The organism is Limosilactobacillus antri DSM 16041, from assembly GCF_000160835.1.
Lineage (GTDB): Bacteria > Bacillota > Bacilli > Lactobacillales > Lactobacillaceae > Limosilactobacillus > Limosilactobacillus antri.
This window is the reverse complement of the sequence record NZ_GG700732.1, coordinates 375,038-390,599: the sequence shown is the minus strand read 5'-3', so window position 1 is coordinate 390,599 and position 15,562 is coordinate 375,038. Positions and strand designations below refer to the sequence as shown.

Sequence of the window (15,562 nt, the reverse complement as noted above, 5' to 3'; positions counted from 1 at the left end):
GGAAAATGGCGGCTCTAAAGTGACGGCCGGTCGACAGCTTCAACCGGCAGCAGGGTAGTCGACCCGTCCAGGCGGCGTTGCTCAATCTGCTGGAGGAGACGTTGGGCGGCGAGGTTACCCATTAGCTCCATGTCCTGCTTGAGCAGGTAGATGCCGTGGCCGACAAACTGCGACCATTCCCAGTCGTCAAAGCTAATCAGGCCGAAGTCGTCGGGGAAGGTCAGGTGGTGCTGTTGGCAAATTGCCAGGAGGTCGAAGAGGACCGGTCCCATTAACGAAATTACCGCCGTCCGGCCTGAAAGCTGGGCCAACTCATGGCTGAAATTATCTGCCAGCCAGCGGCGGTCGTGGCCCCGCGTTTCCAGGTTGCGGAAGGTTAAACCGTACTCGGTTGCGGCCGCTGCTAGCCCCGCTAGTCGGGGAATCTGCCCTGAAGCGTCGGCAAAGTGGGCACTGATCGCTAAAATGTTCTGGTAGTCCCGCTCAGCCAGGTGCTTGCCAAGCCGGAAGCAGGCGTCCCGGTTGGCACTGGTAATCGCGGTCACATCTGACGGCAAGTCGTCAATTTCCCGGTCGACGATTACTAACGGGACCTTATGCTTGACCATTCCCGCAAACTGCTGGAAGTAGCGGGCATCCGGCTGGATAATCAGGCCGTCGACCTGCTGCTGGTAGAGCCTTTGCAGGGCCCGCTTTTCGGTTGCCTGGTCGTTGTTGGTATTCACTAAGAGTATATCGTAACCAGCCTGCTTGAGGACGTCATCGATCCCTTTCGCTAGCAAGGAGGAGAAGTGGTTAGCAATGTCCCCAACCAGGACGCCGATGACGTGGCCCTGGTCCTGGCGCAGGCGCTGGGCGGAAGCGGTGGGGGCAAAGTGCAGCTGGTCAATGACTGCTTCCACCCGCTCTCTGGTGGCCGGGCGCATCTTTTCGTAGTGGCCATTAATAATCCGGGAAACTGTGGTTACGGAAACACCGGCTTGCTTAGCAACGTCGCCGATGGTTACACGTTGACTCATTTTTCATCATCCTTACACAAATACTTATAGTATAAGCATAACAAACCAATAAAAAAGCGTCACTAGCCTGTGGCGCTTTTTTCGAATGAATGGACTTAAACAAACAACGAAATGGCGTAGACCGAACCCAGTCCGGCAATCGCCAGGACGGAGGTCAAAGTGGACCAGGAAAGCAGGGTTTCCTTGAGGGAAAGGCCGAAGTATTCTTTAATCATCCAAAAACCGGCGTCGTTGACGTGGTCACAGAAGACGGAACCGGCGCCGACACTCAGCACCATCAGGGCAGCCATCGCGGAGTTGGAACCAAACTGGTGCGCCATTGGGGCAACCAGGCCGGCCGCGGTCATCGCAGCCACGGTCGAGGACCCGAGGGAAACCCGGAGCAGGGCGGTAATCAGCCAGGCGGCGAGGATTGGCGAGATGTTGGTCTGGGCGAACAGGCTGGAGATATACTTGGAAATTCCCCCGTCGACCAGGACCTGCTTGAAGGCACCCCCACCACCGATGATCAGCAGCATAACGGAAATTTGCTTGATTGACAAAACCATCGAGTCGGTAATCTGGTTCATCGTCTTGTTCCGGTGCAGACCCATGGTAAAGACAGCAAAAATCAATGAGAGCAGCATTGCCAGGTCCGGACCACCGACGAATTGGATAAATTCGTTAACCGGGTTGCTCTTCGGGAAGATGAATGAGCAGATGGTAGCGACGGCAATCAGGATTACCGGCATCATTGCAGTCAGGACGGAAATACCAAACTTCGGCGTCTCGTCGAGTTTGAATTCCTTGTAGTCACCTAAAACGGAAATATCGATGTTCTTGCGGTAAACCTGCGGGTAGACCTTGTGCAGGAACCAGTTGAAGACCGGTCCGGCGATAATGATGGTTGGAATTGCGGCGATGATCCCGAGCAGGAGGACGTGCCCCAGGCTGGCGCCAAGGATGTCTGAAATGGCAGTTGGTGCCGGGTGCGGTGGCAGGAAGGCGTGGGTGACGTTCAAAGTAGCAGCCATCGGAATCCCCAGGTACATCAGTGGCATATCCAGTTCCCGGGCGATGATGAAGATGATTGGCAGCACGACGACCAGGCCGACCTCAAAGAAGAGGGCCAGACCGATGATGAAGGAGGCCAGGATAACGGCAACCTGGATCCAGCGCCGTCCGAACTTGTCAATCAGGGTCGTAGCAATCCGGTAACCACCACCGGCGTCGGAGACCAGCTGGCCCAGCATGGAACCGAAACCGAAGATAATCGCCAGGTGCCCTAATTGGCCACCGATCCCGGTTTCGATTGTTGTGGCGACCTTAGTCAGTGGCAGGCCCAGCATCAGGGCAACAATGAATGAAGTGATAACTAAGGCGACGAAAGTGTTGAGCTTCAGCTTGACAATCATGAAGATCAGCAGGATGACGCCGATTAAAACAATTAATAATGGCATAGTAACGTTCTCCTTTACTTATTTTCGCTGCAATTTTGCAATCGTGGAGTAGGCCGGTGATAATAGTCCCTCGACCTGCTGGAAGAGCGGCAGGTACTTTTGGTAAACAGCGACGGTTTCCGGGACCGGCTGGTAAGACTTCTCCGCACCGATAAAGTTCTGGACCGCGCTTAGACTGTCAACCATCCCCAGGCTCTTCATCGCCATCGTAATGGCACCGAGGCAGCCTGACTCAAATGATTCGGGGATGTTGACCGGGCAGTTGAGGACGTCGGCGAGCATCTGCCGCCACACTTCGGCCCGGGCAAAGCCGCCGGTTGCGGTCACGCTCTTCGGCTGGCCGACTAGGTCACAGACCGCCTGGTAGACGGTTGCAATGTTCATGCAGATTCCTTCCATGACCGCCCTGAGCATATCCGCCCGGGTGTGGAGGTTGTTCAGGCCGAAGAAGGAACCGCGGGCGTTAGCATCCCAGAGTGGGGCCCGTTCGCCCCCGAGAAATGGAAGGAAGACCAGTCCGTTGGCCCCCGCTGGTTCACCCTCAATCACCCGGTTGGCGAGGGTGAACGGGTCGGTTTGTTCGTTTTGGACGGCACTCGGGGTCACCAGGTGTTCAACTGCCCACTGGTAGACGTCCCCACCGTTGTTGAGCGGCCCGCCGACTACCCAGAGGCCGTTATCGACGGCATAGCAGAAGAGCCGCTCCTGGGGATCAATGACGGGGTGGTCGGTGATGACCCGGACCCCGGCCGAGGTTCCAATGGTGATGGCGACCGTGTCCTGCTGGATGGCGCCAACGCCGAGGTTGGAAAGGGCCCCGTCGAAGGCGCCGTAAACGAACGGCGTGTCCGCCGGAATCCCCATTTTGGCAACTGCTTCGTCCGTCAGACCAACTGCCTGGGTGGTTCCGTTGACGATTTCCGGCAGCTGGTCCTTCGCGACCCCGGTCAGTTCCAGGGCGGTCGGGTCCCAGTCGCCGCTGTTGATGTTCATCATCCCCGTGCAGGATGCGATTGAGATGTCAACCTTGAAGCTGTTAAAGAAGCGGTAGAAGAGGTAGGACTTGATGTCGCCAAAGTAGCTGGTCGCGGCCAACCGTTCTGGAGCCGTATCTTTGAGCCACAGGAGCTTGGTCAGGGGGGACATCGGGTGAATCGGCGTCCCGGTTTTGTCGTAGAGCTGTTTTCCCAGCGGCGATCGCTTTAATTGGTCGGCGGCGTTCCGGGCCCGGGTATCCGCCCAGGTGATTACCCGGGACTGGGGTTGGAAGTGTTCATCCAGTAAAATTAAACTCTGGTTAGCGCTAGAGAACGAAACCGCTAACAATTTTTCGTTAGCGAAATCAATCTGTTGGCCAGCATCGTGGATGACCTGTTCAACGGCGGCCACCATTTTTTCCGGATCCTGCTCGGCCATCCCGTTGCTGTCGCGGTAGAGTGGGTAGCCCTGGGTAAACTGGTCGACCACGTGCGCGTGTTCGTCATAGAGGACGGTCTTTGTACTCGTCGTTCCAACGTCAACACCAATTAAGTAGTTCAATGCAATCTCCTCCTCAGTTTTTATGAAAGCGTTTTGGTTTATCGTTACACCAAATAATATACTGACTTATGGAAGCGGTGTCAATGGTAAAATTAAAATTAGTGTATCGTTTTCCTAAAAAGGCCGAGCCGAGCAGAAATGTTTACTTTATTAAGCGTGGCTGTAAAATAGTAAGTGTAAACCAAGAGAAAGGGTGACGGAGATGAATGTAACCTTTACCGATGGGGCCCTGCAACGGGTCAACCGCTATCTGAGTCCGGATAAGAAAGTTTTGCTAGACTATGATGATGGGGTGGGCCCCTTTTCCTCGGTTGGCAACTGCTCCCTGGATAGCGGCTATCAGCTGATTTTTGTTGACCGGGACTTGGCGGTGCCGGACTACGACCTGCAGATTAGTTCTAATATTGGCCCTATCCTGATCAAGGGCGAATCCCGTCCCCAGTTTGAGGATGAGATGGAGGTTCGTTTTAACCGTCACCTCTTCACCATGCCGCTGGTTAGCCGGAAGGGCGTCTTAACTGATAACCTGGAAGTAGTTGATTATAGCGGGGGTCCCCGCTCAGCTCAGCAGGGGGTAGCACATGACTGCTAGTTCGTTCGTAAAAAAGCTCTAAAATCCCCAATTTTAGGATTTTAGAGCTTTTTTGCTGGCCTTTTAAGAACCTCCCCCCCAGTATTGGTTGTCGTCACTCACAATAAAATTTGCCAAAGGGGATTGACTTTTTTTAATCGCATGGTATTCTATTGATAATTTAATTATCTAATTTAATTTTAATAAAAGGAGAAAGGGCATGGCTAACTTGTTAACATCACAATCATTAATTGTCATTAGCGTCATCATTATTATGTGATCTGGGCGCTAATTTGACGTTGCCCAGGTCACTTACTAGGCCCGGGCAGTGTGATGACCATCTCTTTTTACGGTCAGCAGCTGTCAAAGCTGCTGGCCGTTTTCTTTTAGCAATTATTAACTTAGAAAAAATTTTACAGGGGTGACTATCAATGGGAACACTTAACTTCTCTTTTGACGCAGATAAACTTCAAAAACGCAGTGACGAGATTACGAAAGGGGTCGACCGGGCGCCGGGCCGTAGTCTGCTATACGCCACCGGCCGCGTGAAACGGCCGGAAGACATGGATAAGCCGTTTATTGCCGTTTGTAATTCGTACATTGAGATTGTCCCCGGCCATGTCCACCTGCGGGAATTAGCGGAGATTGCCAAAGAAGAAATCCGCAAGGCCGGTGCCATTCCATTTGAATTCAACACGATTGGGGTCGATGACGGGATTGCGATGGGCCATATCGGGATGCGTTACTCACTGCCCAGTCGGGAAATCATCGCGGACGCCGCTGAAACCGTTATTAACGCTCACTGGTTTGATGGGGTCTTGTTCATGCCGAACTGTGACAAGATTACTCCGGGAATGCTGATGGCCGCTGCCCGGACCAACGTGCCGGCGGTGTTTGTGTCTGGCGGCCCGATGAAGGCCGGGCTCGATCCTAATGGCCGGGCAATCACCTTGTCAAATATGTTTGAAGCGGTCGGGGCCTTTAAGGACGGCAAGCTCTCGAAAGAGGATTTCCTGGAAATGGAGCAAAACGCCTGCCCAACCTGTGGTTCATGTGCGGGAATGTTTACTGCCAACTCAATGAACTGCTTAATGGAAGCCATGGGGATGGCCCTGCCGTATAACGGGACCGCTCTGGCCGTGTCTGAACAGCGCAAGGAATTAGTCCGTAAGGCGGCCCGCCGGGTGGTTCAGGTCGTCAAAGAAAACCTCCGGCCGCGTGACATTATGACCAAGGAAGCATTCGACGATATCTACGCGGCGGATATGGCGATGGGCGGTTCAACGAACACGGTGCTTCACGGCCTGGCCATTGCGCATGAAGCCGGCGTGGACTACACCGAAAAGGACATCAATAAGATTGCCCAGCGGACGCCGCACATTGCCAAAATTGCCCCGTCGTCACACTGGACAATGGAGGACGTCCACAATGCCGGTGGGATGCCAGCAATCATGAATGAGCTGATTGAAATGGGCGGCGACGTCTTCCACCCCGACCGGCCGACAGTGACCGGGAAGACGGTTGGTGAAAACGTCGCGGGTCACCATTCACAAAATGAGGAAGTAATCCGGCCGGTTGAGAAGGCCTACTCGCCAGTCGGGGGTCTAGCCGTGTTGTACGGCAACATCGCACGGAAGGGGTCGGTAATCAAGTCCGCCGGGGTTGATCCGGATATTAAGGAATTTACTGGCCGGGCGGTCTGCTTTGACTCCCATGATGAGGCCGTGAAGGGGATTGATGACGGCACCGTTAAGAAGGGGGACGTTGTGGTCATCCGCTACGAAGGGCCAAAGGGCGGTCCGGGAATGCCCGAAATGCTGAACCCGACCTCTGATATCATTGGCCGGGGCCTGGAGCGGGACGTGGCCCTGATCACTGATGGGCGGTTCTCCGGTGCGACCCACGGGATTTGTATCGGCCACGTATCGCCAGAAGCCGCTTCTGGTGGTGAAATTGCCCTGGTGAAGAATGGGGACCGGATTCACATCGACCTGACTAACCGGACGGTCGACCTGCTGGTATCCGATGAAGAGCTGGCTAAGCGCCGGCAGTCGTTGCCGCCGTTTGAACCAAAAGTTAAGCAGGGGTACCTGGCACGCTACCAGGCGCTGGTTACTTCCGCGGATACCGGCGGCGTGATGGTTGGCTACGACCAGCTGTTAAAAGTTGCTAATGAGTTAAAGTAATCGGATGGAGGGAAGCCGATGGTAGAAACGAACGAATCAGTTGCCGACCAGGTTATCGCTGCTTTGCAGACCGTGGTTGACCCGGAACTGGGAATTGACCTGGTCAATCTTGGGTTGATTTATGGGGTCGAGATGACGACAAACGGCCTTGTAACCGTAAAAATGACGCTGACAACCATGGGCTGCCCAATTACCGACGTCTTGCAGCAGATGATCAATTCTGCCGTGCTCAAGGTTCCGGCCGTGGAACAGGTTAAGATCGACCTGGTCTGGGAGCCCGCCTGGACGCCACACCGGATGAGCAGGTTTGCCAAAATTGCCTTGGGTTATCATGGCTAAGAGATGAAGGAGGAAGAAAGATGAGTACAAATAAAGTTACCGCGTTTGGGAAGTGGCTCAGCAAGTGGTTTACGCTGTTTGTCGTGCTATGGGCAGTGTTTAACTACTTTCTGCCGGTTTTTTCAGCACCAATCGTTGCCAATACTAAGTATCTGTTAGGGGTAATTCTCTTCGGGATGGGCCTAACCTTGACCGGACAAGACTTTAAACGAATTGTTCAACGGCCGGTTCCCGTGCTGCTGGGGACGGTGGCCCACTACCTGATTATGCCGAGTTTGGCCTGGTTCCTATGCTGGGCCTTTCAGTTAAAGGGCGCAACCGCCGCTGGGGTGATCCTGGTCGGGGCCTGCCCAAGCGGGACTTCGTCAAGCGTAATGGCCTACCTGGCTGGCGGGGACGTGGCCCTGGACGTTTCCATTGAAGCCCTCTCAACTTTGCTGGCACCGGTAATGCTGCCGACAATCCTGTACCTGTTTGCGGGGCAGTACGTTGCGGTGCCGACCCAAAGCCTCTTTACAAGCACGCTTGAAATCGTTGTTTTGCCAATCCTTTTGGGGGTAGTGGTCCACACCTTCTTGGGTCATCGGCTGGCACCCGTGCTGGACTTCCTGCCGATTGTTTCGCAGCTGGCAATCCTGGCAATCATTGGGGCGGTTGTTTCGGCTAACCACGCCAACCTGTTTACGGCCGCAACTGCGGTGGTCATTCCCGTGGTAATGCTTCATAACCTGCTCGGCTATACGCTGGGCTACCTCTTCTCCCGGCTCTTGCACCTGCACCAGCCACAGCAGAAGGCCCTGACCTTTGAGGTGGGGATGCAGGATTCGAGCTTAGGAGCAACGCTGGCGTTGACATACTTCTCACCAACGGCAGCAATCGCTTCAACCCTCTTTAGCATCTGGCACAACATCTCCGGCTCAGTGCTGTCGTCCTGGTGGAAAAACCACACCAAGGAGAGCGTCGAAGAAATGGTTGCTAATACAAAGGCAGCTCGTTCAGAAGAGGCGGTTGACTAATCCGCATATATCAAAAAGAGACTGGGAATTAACTCAGTCTCTTTGCTATTTTAAAGCTAGTAATGCAACAGCGCAGCAGCTGGCTGGCTGCGCGTCGACGGAGGTGGGACTAGAGGAGCAGGTTGAATAGCAGTACCAACAGTACGGTTAGTCCGCTCAGGGCAACGGCACCCCAATAATGGTGGCGGTTATTCTGACATTCGATCGCACGATAGATAAAGTAAATCGCCAGGGCAATCGAAGCCAGCAGCATGATGAGCATCAGCCAAAACGCCCAGCCGCGGGATAGGTTGTGGTAAAAATTGGCGTAGAAGATAATGGCCCCGACGTACATGACGAAGGAATAGGCGAAGTTGCCCCGCCGAAAGTTGACCACGAGGGCGTAGATGAAAACGCCCATTAAGAGAATGCTAACTAAATTAATCAACATATTATTGCCTTCTTTAAGCTTCATGGATTGCCTCTATTATAACCACATTTAGGCACCGTTGTCTTTACCATACCGAAATGTACTCGTTTTCACATTATTATCGTGTAACCGCTTGCGTAAATTGCAAAACGTGTTAAGATAATAAATGTAAACGATTGCATGAAAATTATGGGATTGAAAGGTGTTATTTCATGGAAAATAAACATTGGTGGAACAACTCGGTTGTTTATCAGATCTACCCGAAGAGTTTTCAGGATAGCAACGGCGACGGGGTTGGCGACCTGCGCGGGATTATCAACCGGCTGGATTATTTACAGAAACTGGGCGTTGACGTTATTTGGCTCAACCCGATTTACAAGTCACCCCAGGTTGATAATGGTTACGACATCAGCGATTACCAGGCGATCAACCCAACCCTTGGCAATATGGCTGACTTCCAGGAATTGATTGACGGTATCCACCAGCGGGGGATGAAGCTGGTGATGGACCTGGTGGTCAACCACACCTCAGACCAGCACCACTGGTTCCAAGAAGCGAAGAAGGGGAAAGACAACAAGTACCGTGACTACTATATCTGGCGCGACGGTAAGGATGGTCACGAACCAAATAATTGGGGTTCGTACTTCTCCGGTTCGGCCTGGCAGTATGACCAGGATTCCGACCAGTACTACCTCCACTTATTCGCTACCCAGCAACCAGATTTGAACTGGGAGAACCCGGACGTCCGTCACAGTGTCTATGACATGATGAACTGGTGGGCTGCCAAGGGGGTCGATGGTTTCCGGATGGATGTCATCAACCTAATCTCTAAGCCGGAGGGCCTGCCAGACGGTAAAAAGGCAGCGGATGAGAAGTACGCCAACGTTGAACCGCTTGTCGCCAATGGTCACCGGATTCACGAGTTCTTGCAGGAAATGAACAAGAATGTCATGGGCAAGCACAAGATGATTACCGTGGGTGAAACACCGGGAGCTACACCAGAAGACGCGGAGAAGTACGCGGACCTGGACAACAAGGAACTAAACATGGTCTTCCAGTTTGAACACATGGGTCTGGATGGCAACCCGAATCCGGCGCTCGGCAAGTGGTACGACCAGAAGACTAAGCTGAGTGACCTGCGGGCTAACTTCACTAAGTGGCAGGAAAAACTCGCCGGTAAGGCCTGGAACTCCCTTTACTGGAACAACCACGACCAGCCACGAGTAGTTTCCCGCTTTGGTGACGATAGCACCGAAGAATACCGGGTTAAGTCCGCCAAGATGTTAGCGACGATGCTCCACTTCCAGCAGGGAACCCCGTACATTTACGAGGGGGAAGAAATTGGGATGACCAACGCGGCCTTCCCGAAGCTCGACGATTACGTCGACCTTGAATCGCTCAACGCCTACCACCAGCTCGTCGACGACCAGCACCTCCTGGATGGCAAGACGATGATGAAGTACATTGCCAAGCACAGCCGGGACAACGCCCGGACGCCAATGCAGTGGGATGCCTCTGCTAACGCTGGCTTTACGACTGGCACCCCATGGGAAAAGGTCAACCCGGCGTACAAGTACATTAACGTTGACCAGGCGCTGGCGGATCCAAACTCAATTTTCTACTACTACCAGAAGCTCATTCAGCTACGGCATGAACTGCCGGTCATCACTAACGGGAGCTACCGCTTGGTAGATGGCAATGAGGATGACCAGGAAGTTTATGCTTACCTGCGGCAAAATGCTGACACCACATTGTTGGTTATCTTAAACTACACTGACCAGGGGCTGACTCGTCACTATGACGTCCCAAGCAATGCCCAGCTGCTGATCAGCAACTACGCTGACGATGCGGGGGATGTTCTCCGGCCGTACGAAGCTAAGGTTTACCAGTATTAAGGGAAGAGGTAATTATCATGGATAGAAAGACAAACGAAGATAACCGGGTCGACCTTGACTCGGGAATGCCAGCCCTGACGAAGAGTCAAATCTTTTCCATCACCTTCGCCTTCTTTGGCATTAACATGGCGTTCTCGTTGCAAAGCTCACAGATGAGCCGGATTTGTCAGACGATTGGGGCGAACCCTAACAGTCTTGGCTTCTTCTTCATTTTCCCACCGCTAATGGGGATGATCGTCCAACCAATTTTAGGGCAAATGTCTGACCGGACGTGGAACCGCTTTGGTCGGCGGCTGCCATACCTGCTCTTTGGGACGCCAATCGCGGCATTAGTCCTGATCATGCTGCCATTCTCTGGTTCCTTTGGCTTCGGTTACGGCTCGCTGGCCGCAATGACTTACGCCGCAATTGCCATCTGTTTCATGGACCTGTTCTCGAACGTTTGTATGCAGCCCCTCCGGATGCTAGTCGGGGACATGGTTAACAACAAGCAGAAGAACGCCGCCTGGTCCTGGCAACAGGTCTTCTCTAATGGTGGTGCGATTCTTGCTACGATTTTGCCGTTCGTCTTCACCGCATTTGGGATGTCCAACACGGCGAAGCGGGGAGTGGTCCCACAAACGGTTATCTGGGCCTACCTCTGTGCCGCTGCGGTGCTGCTGATTACCGGTCTCTGGACGGTCTTCAACGTTAAGGAATACGATCCCAAGACCTACGCTCGTTACCACCGGATCAATGTCGAAGAAGTGCACCAAAAGGTCAGCCTCTGGAAGCTGGTCAAGCAGGCACCACGGTCCTTCTGGGAAATCAACCTGGTTCAATTATTCTCCTGGTTTGCAATTATGTACGTTTGGACCTACACTACCGGGACCGTTGCCAAGAACATCTGGGGCACGACCGATGTTAGTTCCGCCGGCTACCAAGCTGCCGGGAACTGGTACGGGATTTTGACCGCTGTTTACAGTATCGCCGGAATCGTCTGGGGCCTGCTGTACGCGCACGCCAAGGCCAACGCCCGGAAGAAGTGGTACGTAGTAGGAATGTTACTCGGTGCTCTCGGCCTGGGCAGCATGGCCTTCATCACTTCCAAGACCTTGTCGGTTATCGCGATGATTCTCTTTGGGATTGCTAACTTCAGTATCAACACGATTCCATTTACCCTGTTGACTTCTTCTCTGAACGGGAAGAACGAAGGGGCCTACCTGGGACTCTTCAACGTCGGAATCTGTGTCCCACAAATTCTGGCATCGCTGTGCAGCTTCTTCATCTTCCCACTGGTTGGTCACAACCAAACGATGATGATGCTGATTGCCGGTCTGTCACTGTTAGTCGGTGCTTTGGTGGTTCCACGGATTCACGAAGGGGTTACCGTTCAAAAGGCCGAACAGCAAGAAGAACAATAATAACTGAATAATTAGATTCGGTAGTTGACCTAATCGGTTGGACTACCGAATTTTTTTATGAAGCATGCAGAAAAACCGTTCTAAACCAGCTGAAAAGTTGATTTGGAACGGTTATTTTTTGCTAAGTATGAATTAAGCATTCCCGCACCTTATTTTTCCGTAGGTAAGGTTTGAACACTATCTCGTTCGATCAGGGTAGTCGGAATAAAGGTCGCGGGTTGATCCTGGAGCAGGTTGTCAACGCTTGTGAGGCCCATCTGGTAGAAATCCTGGCTAACGGTCGTTAGTTCTGGCGTCGTCAGTTCACAAATATCGGACCCGTCAATTGAAATAATCGAAAGTTGTTCCGGAAGCCGCCAGCCGGACTGGGTCGCGGCTTTGATCAAGCCGGCCCCAATCATGTCGCTACCGGCAACGACCGCGGTCACGCTGCCATCCTGAATAGCACTAAAGAGCTTTTTCCCGTCCTGATAGCTGTAGTCGCCATAGTGGATCCATTGCGGGTTAATTGGCAATCCTGCCTCCGTCATCGCACGTTGGTAGCCAAAAAGCCGCTGCTGGCCGGTCAGGTAGTGGTCAATGCCCACGAGGCCGATTCGCCGGTGACCCCGTTTAATCAAGTAGTTCGTTGCCTGCTCGCCAATTTCGACGTTGTTAGAGGAAACATAACGGTGCTCAGGATTGTAAATCGAGATTAAGCGGTAGGGCATATGGGCGGTACTGAGGATGTTGACTTGTTCCTGTTCCATCTTACCGGAAATCATTAAAATTCCGTTTGCCTGGTGTTCGAGCGCCTCGTTAACGGTCTGGGTGAGCCGGCGGGAATCATTGTCACCCGCATAAAAAGTGATGACCTGGTGGTTAAGCTCCCGGGCGCGGTGGAGAATTCCGTTGAGAATCCCGATCCAAAAGTCCGTCTGCGTGTAGTTGATAATGACGGCGATCGTATTGGTCATGTTGGAGGCTAGTTGGGAAGCAGCAACGTTCTTGTGGTAACCCATTTCTTGGGCGATTTGCCGGATCCGCTTAGCGGTCGCTGGTTTTAAATTATTTTTGTAAGCGAGGGCGCGGGAGACGGTGGCGGTTGAAACGCCGGCTGCCCGCGCAATGTTTTTAATTGTTGGTTTCGTGACTTTCATCCCCAATCGTTTTCTTTTATTATAATCGTCTTTCCTCATCTAAGCAAACGCTTACAATTAGGCTAAATAAGATTTGTAAACGTTTGCAGAAAGTGGTACATTAGTGGTGTAAAGAATATTGCATGGGATAATCATCGTAGAAAGAAGAGACAAAGTATGACAAATCGCTTAACAAGCTATCAAAACGCGGCACCAAAGGTAACGTTGGAGTACGCCGATGGCCGCCAGCTGTTATTAGACGTTTACACGAACGAAATTATCCGGGTCTTCATGAACCGGGGACGTGCAACTAATTCGTACGCGATTGAAGGAGACAAGCACCATAAAACTAGCTATACCGTGGAGGACAAGGGCGATCATATTGAAATCCGCACGCCCAGTTTGATTGTCAAGGCTTATGACAACTGCAAGGTTGACTTTTATGACGGCGACGGCAATCCACTGGTGATGGACTACCGGGGACAGCGGGAGCCATTGCCAAACGACCTCGACGAAGAACACCAGTCGACCGTGCTGGCTGAGGGGCACGATATTAACCTCCTGGATAAGACTAACGACCGCTACTACGAGGTTATCAAGTCACTGAGCCCCGACGAACAGTTTTACGGACTGGGTGACAAACCAGGCTTCTTAAACAAGCGGGGCTATGACTATGATAACTGGAACGTCGACTTCGGCCAGGTTCACAACGAGTCGGTCAAGGGCATTTACAAGTCCATCCCCGTTATGTACGGCCTGAAGAACGGTCACCCCTACGGACTCTTCTTTGACAATACCTATAAGAGCCACTTCGACCTCGGCAAGGAAAGCGAAAACTACTATTACTACTCCGCCACTGACGGGAACGTGGACTACTACGTCCTGGGTGGTCACTCCTTAAAGGACGTTGTCGCCAACTACACCTACCTGACGGGGGTGACGCCGCTGCCGCAAAAGTGGGTTCTGGGTTATCAGCAGTCTCGCTGGGGCTACAGCACCAGTGATGACCGGGTCGCCAAAATTGCGGACGGCTTTGAAAAATACCACCTGCCGATTGACGTCATCCACCTCGATATTGACTACATGCGGGGCTACCGTGACTTTACCTGGGACACGACTAAGTTTAGGAATCCCAAGCAGTTCGTTGCCGAGATGAGGAAGCGGGGAATTCGGTTAATGCCGATCCTCGATGCCGGTGTTAAGCAGGACAAGGACGGCTATGACATTTACCAGGAAGGGATTGAAAAGGGCTACTTTGTCGAAAATCCTGATGGGACCGTCTTTGTCGGGCGGGTTTGGCCCGGTGATGCGGTCTTCCCTGACTTTGGACGGCCTGAGGTTCGCAACTGGTGGGCCAAGCACGTCAAGTTCTTCGCTGACATGGGCGCCTGTGGGGTTTGGAATGACATGGACGAACCAGCATCCTTTGATGGTGAGTTGCCGACGGACCTGATTTTCCATGATGGTGAACAGAAGACCACCCATACCCGGATGCACAACGTCTTTGGCCACCTTCAAGCACAGGCGGCTTACGAAGGGATGAAGGCGGCCACTGGCAAGCGGCCGTACATCATCACCCGGGCGGCCTACGCCGGAACGCAGAAGTACTCGACCATTTGGACCGGGGATAACCAGTCGATTTGGTCCCACCTGCAATTGGCGATTCCCCAGTTGAACAGTCTAGGGATGAGCGGCTTTGCAATCGCCGGGACAGACATCGGGGGCTTCCAAAAGGACACGACACCTGAGCTGCTAACCCGGTGGCTGGAAGCATCCCTCTTCGTGCCGCTCTTCCGGAACCATGCCGAGATGGGAACCCGCTACCAGGAACCGTGGTCGTTTGACCGGCAGACGCTCAATATTTACCGGGACTACCTGAACCTGCGTTACCGCTTCGTCCCGTACCTCTACGACCAGCTGCGGCATGAAACCGAATCTGGCCTGCCGGTAATGCGGCCATTGGTCTTGAACTATGACCAGGATCCGGCAGTTCGGCAGATCAACGACGAATACATGGTCGGCACCAGTATCCTGGTAGCGCCGATTGTTAACCAGGGCGCCGATAAGCGGCTGGTCTACCTGCCGGCAGGCAAGTGGCTGGACTTCTGGAATAACGCCGAATACTCTGGTCAGCAGACGATTATGGTCAACGCACCGCTGGAGAAACTGCCGCTCTTCATTAAGAAGGACACGATCCTGCCATGGGGCAACAAGGTTAAGCACATCAGCGACGAGCCAGAAAAGGTCATGACCTTCCGACTGTTCGGGGACTGTGGTGCATACAAGCACTACCAGGATAACGGCTTGGACTTCAAGTACCAGGAGGGTGAGTACAACGAGTACTATGTCGAGGTTGCCAATGATGGTCAGGTTGCCGTTAAACTGAACAAGCATGGCTACCAGCCAACCTATGAGAGGGTCTACGTTGAAACCGATCGTGGCCGCTTTGAATTCGATTACGACGACAGCAATGAGGACTACCGACTGGTGAAGTAAGCAACGGAGAATAAATTGAGTAAATACCTTGGGAGACTGGGAATAAACTCAGTCTCTTTGCTATTTTAAAGATAAAAATGTAACAACACAGTAGCTGCTGGCAGTTCAAACGCTGATAAGTCAGTGCTTGTC

The 15,562-nt window shown here is 52.9% G+C and carries 12 protein-coding genes; 7 read left to right on the top strand and 5 right to left on the bottom strand.

Going from position 1 to position 15,562, the window contains the following annotated elements; translation table 11 throughout:
* Positions 1–14: 14 nt before the first annotated feature.
* The 3 genes from HMPREF0494_RS01830 to HMPREF0494_RS01820 form a co-directional block, all read right to left on the bottom strand.
* Complete coding sequence (locus HMPREF0494_RS01830) at positions 15–1,019, bottom strand: LacI family DNA-binding transcriptional regulator (protein ID WP_007123210.1); 1,005 nt, start codon at positions 1,017–1,019, stop codon at positions 15–17.
* A 95-nt stretch (positions 1,020–1,114) separates the two neighbouring features.
* A complete protein-coding gene (locus HMPREF0494_RS01825) occupies positions 1,115–2,458 on the bottom strand; it encodes a gluconate:H+ symporter (protein ID WP_007123209.1) in 1,344 nt (447 codons plus the stop codon).
* A gap of 18 nt (positions 2,459–2,476) precedes the next feature.
* Positions 2,477–3,997, bottom strand: a complete 1,521-nt coding sequence (locus tag HMPREF0494_RS01820; protein ID WP_007123208.1) for a gluconokinase — start codon at positions 3,995–3,997, stop codon at positions 2,477–2,479.
* A 202-nt stretch (positions 3,998–4,199) separates the two neighbouring features.
* Here HMPREF0494_RS01820 and HMPREF0494_RS01815 point away from each other — a divergent pair, with 202 nt between their 5' ends.
* The 4 genes from HMPREF0494_RS01815 to HMPREF0494_RS01800 all read left to right on the top strand — a co-directional run bounded on the left by HMPREF0494_RS01815 (position 4,200) and on the right by HMPREF0494_RS01800 (position 8,109).
* Positions 4,200–4,589: an iron-sulfur cluster biosynthesis family protein gene (locus HMPREF0494_RS01815; protein WP_007123207.1), complete on the top strand. Its 390-nt coding sequence runs from the start codon at positions 4,200–4,202 to the stop codon at positions 4,587–4,589.
* A 410-nt stretch (positions 4,590–4,999) separates the two neighbouring features.
* Positions 5,000–6,754, top strand: coding sequence for a dihydroxy-acid dehydratase (gene ilvD, locus HMPREF0494_RS01810; protein WP_007123206.1), 1,755 nt, complete (start codon positions 5,000–5,002; stop codon positions 6,752–6,754).
* Between the two features lie 18 nt (positions 6,755–6,772).
* Positions 6,773–7,093: a metal-sulfur cluster assembly factor gene (locus HMPREF0494_RS01805; protein ID WP_007123205.1), complete on the top strand. Its 321-nt coding sequence runs from the start codon at positions 6,773–6,775 to the stop codon at positions 7,091–7,093.
* Positions 7,094–7,113: 20 nt separating this feature from the next.
* Positions 7,114–8,109, top strand: coding sequence for a bile acid:sodium symporter family protein (locus HMPREF0494_RS01800; protein WP_007123204.1), 996 nt, complete (start codon positions 7,114–7,116; stop codon positions 8,107–8,109).
* 109 nt (positions 8,110–8,218) lie between these two features.
* Here the strand turns inward: HMPREF0494_RS01800 and HMPREF0494_RS01795 are convergent, their stop codons facing one another.
* Positions 8,219–8,539 carry a hypothetical protein gene (locus HMPREF0494_RS01795; RefSeq protein WP_040458657.1) on the bottom strand — a complete coding sequence of 107 codons (321 nt, stop codon included), beginning with the start codon at positions 8,537–8,539 and terminating at the stop codon, positions 8,219–8,221.
* 191 nt (positions 8,540–8,730) lie between these two features.
* On the opposite strand from HMPREF0494_RS01795, the gene HMPREF0494_RS01790 reads away from it, so the two are divergent.
* Both HMPREF0494_RS01790 and HMPREF0494_RS01785 read left to right on the top strand, forming a co-directional pair.
* The gene (locus HMPREF0494_RS01790; protein ID WP_007123202.1) at positions 8,731–10,413 is read left to right on the top strand and encodes a glycoside hydrolase family 13 protein; all 1,683 of its coding nucleotides are present in this window, start codon (positions 8,731–8,733) and stop codon (positions 10,411–10,413) included.
* Between the two features lie 17 nt (positions 10,414–10,430).
* Positions 10,431–11,816 carry an SLC45 family MFS transporter gene (locus HMPREF0494_RS01785; protein WP_003711907.1) on the top strand — a complete coding sequence of 462 codons (1,386 nt, stop codon included), beginning with the start codon at positions 10,431–10,433 and terminating at the stop codon, positions 11,814–11,816.
* A gap of 149 nt (positions 11,817–11,965) precedes the next feature.
* Here HMPREF0494_RS01785 and HMPREF0494_RS01780 read toward each other — a convergent pair whose 3' ends face one another.
* Positions 11,966–12,955, bottom strand: coding sequence for a LacI family DNA-binding transcriptional regulator (locus HMPREF0494_RS01780; protein ID WP_225430230.1), 990 nt, complete (start codon positions 12,953–12,955; stop codon positions 11,966–11,968).
* A gap of 156 nt (positions 12,956–13,111) precedes the next feature.
* On the opposite strand from HMPREF0494_RS01780, the gene HMPREF0494_RS01775 reads away from it, so the two are divergent.
* Positions 13,112–15,430 (top strand): glycoside hydrolase family 31 protein, encoded by a 2,319-nt coding sequence (locus HMPREF0494_RS01775; RefSeq protein ID WP_007123200.1) that lies wholly within the window; start codon positions 13,112–13,114, stop codon positions 15,428–15,430.
* Positions 15,431–15,562 lie beyond the last annotated feature (132 nt).